General features: G+C 39.9%; 3 protein-coding genes. All 3 read left to right on the forward strand.

The genetic code is table 11. The features are described 5' to 3' along the window. Positions 1-363 precede the first annotated feature (363 nt). Positions 364-1,617, forward strand: coding sequence for an efflux RND transporter periplasmic adaptor subunit (locus H5072_RS15095; RefSeq protein WP_182693984.1), 1,254 nt, complete (start codon positions 364-366; stop codon positions 1,615-1,617). A gap of 42 nt (positions 1,618-1,659) precedes the next feature. Beyond that, entirely contained in the window at positions 1,660-2,370 is a 711-nt protein-coding gene (locus tag H5072_RS15100; protein WP_182693985.1) for an ABC transporter ATP-binding protein, read from the forward strand. Positions 2,371-2,373: 3 nt separating this feature from the next. After that, positions 2,374-3,296 (forward strand): ABC transporter permease (locus tag H5072_RS15105; protein WP_182693986.1); only part of this gene is annotated, 923 nt, incomplete at its 3' end.

Genomic DNA, 3,296 nt, shown 5'->3' on the forward strand with positions numbered 1-3,296 from the left:
GTTTTATGCTATTTAATTACTTTAATGGCTTAACATCCCCGATTATTGCTGCTCATTAGTATAGTTATGAAAGTTCATGTCCTTTTTTGTACATTAATAGTGAATTTTTATTTAAAGCGGTGTCCGATGCGGACATAAAAACTGTCCGCGGACATCATTTTAAAGAACAAAAAATAAAAAGCACTTTAATATCAATGCGATATTAGTTGGCATATTAATCGTATAGCTTTACATATAATCGCTAATTGGAATTACCATGTTTACTCTAAGCTTATTTTTGCTCTCTCCTATTGCCGCCATTTGCACCGCAGCTTTATTACTGCTGTGCGAAAAATACATAAAAGCAATGTAGGGGGGGATTAAATGATTAAAGATACCAGCGCACAAGACGTACAAGTAAAGGCACCTATAAGCTATAAAAAATACGCGATCATCACTGCGGTTATTTTCATTGCAGCCTCTACAATTGCATATATTTTTTTAACGAGTCATAGCGCTAAAAGCTCTATTAGCCGCTCAAAAGTACAGGTTGCCAAAGTACATGTTAAAGCGCTCATTCGAGACATTGCCGCCAGTGGTAAAATTGTTGCTGCTAATGCTCCTAAAATCTACAGCCCAGAACGTGGTTTTATAGATTTAAAAGTAAAGGCCGGCGATACAGTAAAGCAAGGGGACACACTTGCCCTGCTGCAAAGCCCTGAGTTAACTAATGAATTAAAGCAACAGGAGTCTGTACTTAAAAGACTACAAGGCGAGCAGCAAAGGCAGAATTTGCAAGCAAGACGCCAAACACTCACTTTAAATAAAACACTCGATATGGCACAAGTTGAGCTTAACGCCGCTGAGCGCGAAAATCGCCGGGCGCAGTTATCAATTCAAAAGCACTTAATTAGCCAAATTGATCTTGAAAAAGCAGTAGATGATTTATCCCGAGCTAAGCTTTCGTATAAACATGCACAACAAGAGGTATTGCTTGCCAAAGACACGCTCGCCTTTGAACTACAAGCTGCTAAAAGTGATGTGACCCGCCAAAAACTTATCGTTGATGATTTAATCAGAAAAGTAAGCAACCTATCTATTAAGGCTTCCGTTACAGGGATCGTGGGTAACCTATTAGTGCAACAAAAAGCCGCAGTGACGCAAAGCCAACCTCTTATGACTCTCGTCGACTTAAGTAATTTCGAAGCGGAACTTCAAGTACCTGAAAGTTACGCCAACGAATTAGGACTCGGTATGGAAGTAGAGCTTAAGTTAGGCAATGAAACAGTGATGGGGAATTTATCCGCCATATCACCAGAAGTTAATAATCGTGAAGTAACAGCACGCGTCCGATTTAAAGGTGTTACTAACAACATCCGTCAAAACCAACGCTTAACTGCACGTATTTTACTCGACAACCGAGAAGGTGTAATGCAGGTGAAACGCGGCGCTTTTATGCAGCAAGGCGGAATTTTTGCTTATAAGGTAGAAGGCAATATTGCAAAGCGTATACCTATTACAATCGGCGCCACCAGCATTAATGCGGTTGAACTTTTGAGCGGGCTAAAAGAAAACGATGAAATTATTATTTCAAGCTACAGCGACTTTAAGCAAGCCGATACGATTTTATTAAATTAAACAGACGTTCTCAACCAACGCTAAAAATAATTAGGAACAACCATGTTACAAATGAACAATGTAAGTAAAGTATACCAAACAGAAATGGTACAAACCCATGCGCTTCGAGACTTTAACCTGCAAGTAAACGAAGGCGAATTTATTGCTGTTACAGGTCCTAGCGGCTCAGGAAAAACAACCTTTTTAAATATTGCAGGTATGCTCGAGCCTTTTAACGAAGGTGAATACCTGTTGGATGGTGTTAATGTTGGCAGCCTAAACGATAACCAACGTGCGGATTTACGAAATCAAAAAATTGGCTTTATATTCCAAGGCTTTAATTTAATCCCCGATTTAAATTTATATGAAAACATAGAAGTTCCTCTTCGCTATAGAGGGATTAAAGCAAATGAGCGAAAACGTCGAATTGAGCAATGCCTTGAACAAGTTGGTTTAGCATCTCGCGCTAAACACTTACCTCAGCAACTCTCCGGTGGCCAGCAACAACGTGTGGCAATAGCTCGTGCGCTTGCTGGTGAACCTCGTTTTTTACTTGCCGATGAGCCAACAGGTAACCTTGACAGCTTAATGGCTCGCCAAGTTATGGAGTTACTTGAGCAAATAAATCGCGACGGTGCCACTATAATAATGGTAACGCATGATAGCGAATTAGCCCGCCGTGCTCCGCGTAATATTCAAGTAGTTGATGGGCAACTTGCCGACTTTACACTTTATCAAGGCGCGCAAACTATAAAAACAGCATCGGGGGTTTAACTAATGTTTATTCATTATTTAGATTTAAGTTGGCGCAGCTTCAAGCGCACCCCATTGGTTAGCTTTTTAATGGTACTTGCCATTGCGATAGGTATAGGCATAACAATGACCAGCCTTAGTGTTTATCACATGATGTCGGCCGATCCTATACCAGAAAAAAGCAGCCAACTTTACAGTGTGCAATTACAAACAATGGACGATGGTAGTACGTGGTGGACAGAAGATAACATGCCACTGCAACTGACCTATCAAGATGCTGAGAACTTATTAAACGCACCCACGCCAGAGAAAAAAGTGGCTATGATGCGTACCGGTTTCTCAGTTTATCTAGACTCCGACAAAATAAAACCTTTTATAGGTAATGCTCGCATGACAACGCATGACTTTTTTAGCATGTTTAATTTGTCATTTTTATACGGAGGGGCTTGGAGCAAAGAGCAAGAAGACTCTGCCGCACCTGTGGTTGTTATTACCCAAGAGATAAACGATAAACTATTTGCAGGAAAAAACTCCGTCGGAGAACTGATTTACTTAGATGATGCAAGCTATCAAGTAGTTGGTGTTATTAATCATTGGCCTCTCAATATTAAGTATTATGATTTAAATAACGGTGCATTTAATCAAGTAGAAGAGTTATTTATGCCCTTTAGCTTAATAAAGACAAAAGAACTCGTAAGTTGGGGCAATAGCAATGGATGGAAACACGAAAACACACCAACCTTTGCAGATAAACTGCAATCTGAGCAAGTATGGATCCAGTTTTGGGCAGAGCTAAATACGCTTGAACAAAAACAAGCCTATCAAAATTACTTATTAGCCTATATGCAAGAACAACAAAAACATGGTCGATTTAATCGTAAAGAACTTGAGTATAAACTTCGCGATGTAAACCAATGGATGCAATACAACAACGTCGTCACCGAAGA

The organism is Pseudoalteromonas sp. SR45-5 (assembly GCF_014163565.1).
GTDB classification, from domain to species: domain Bacteria; phylum Pseudomonadota; class Gammaproteobacteria; order Enterobacterales; family Alteromonadaceae; genus Pseudoalteromonas; species Pseudoalteromonas distincta.

What these genes read in the sequence shown, in the direction of transcription:
- H5072_RS15095 (WP_182693984.1), top strand. Translation starts at nt 364, where the DNA reads ATGATTAAAGATACCAGCGCACAAGACGTACAAGTAAAGGCACCTATA.
- H5072_RS15100 (WP_182693985.1), top strand. Translation starts at nt 1,660, where the DNA reads ATGTTACAAATGAACAATGTAAGTAAAGTATACCAAACAGAAATGGTA.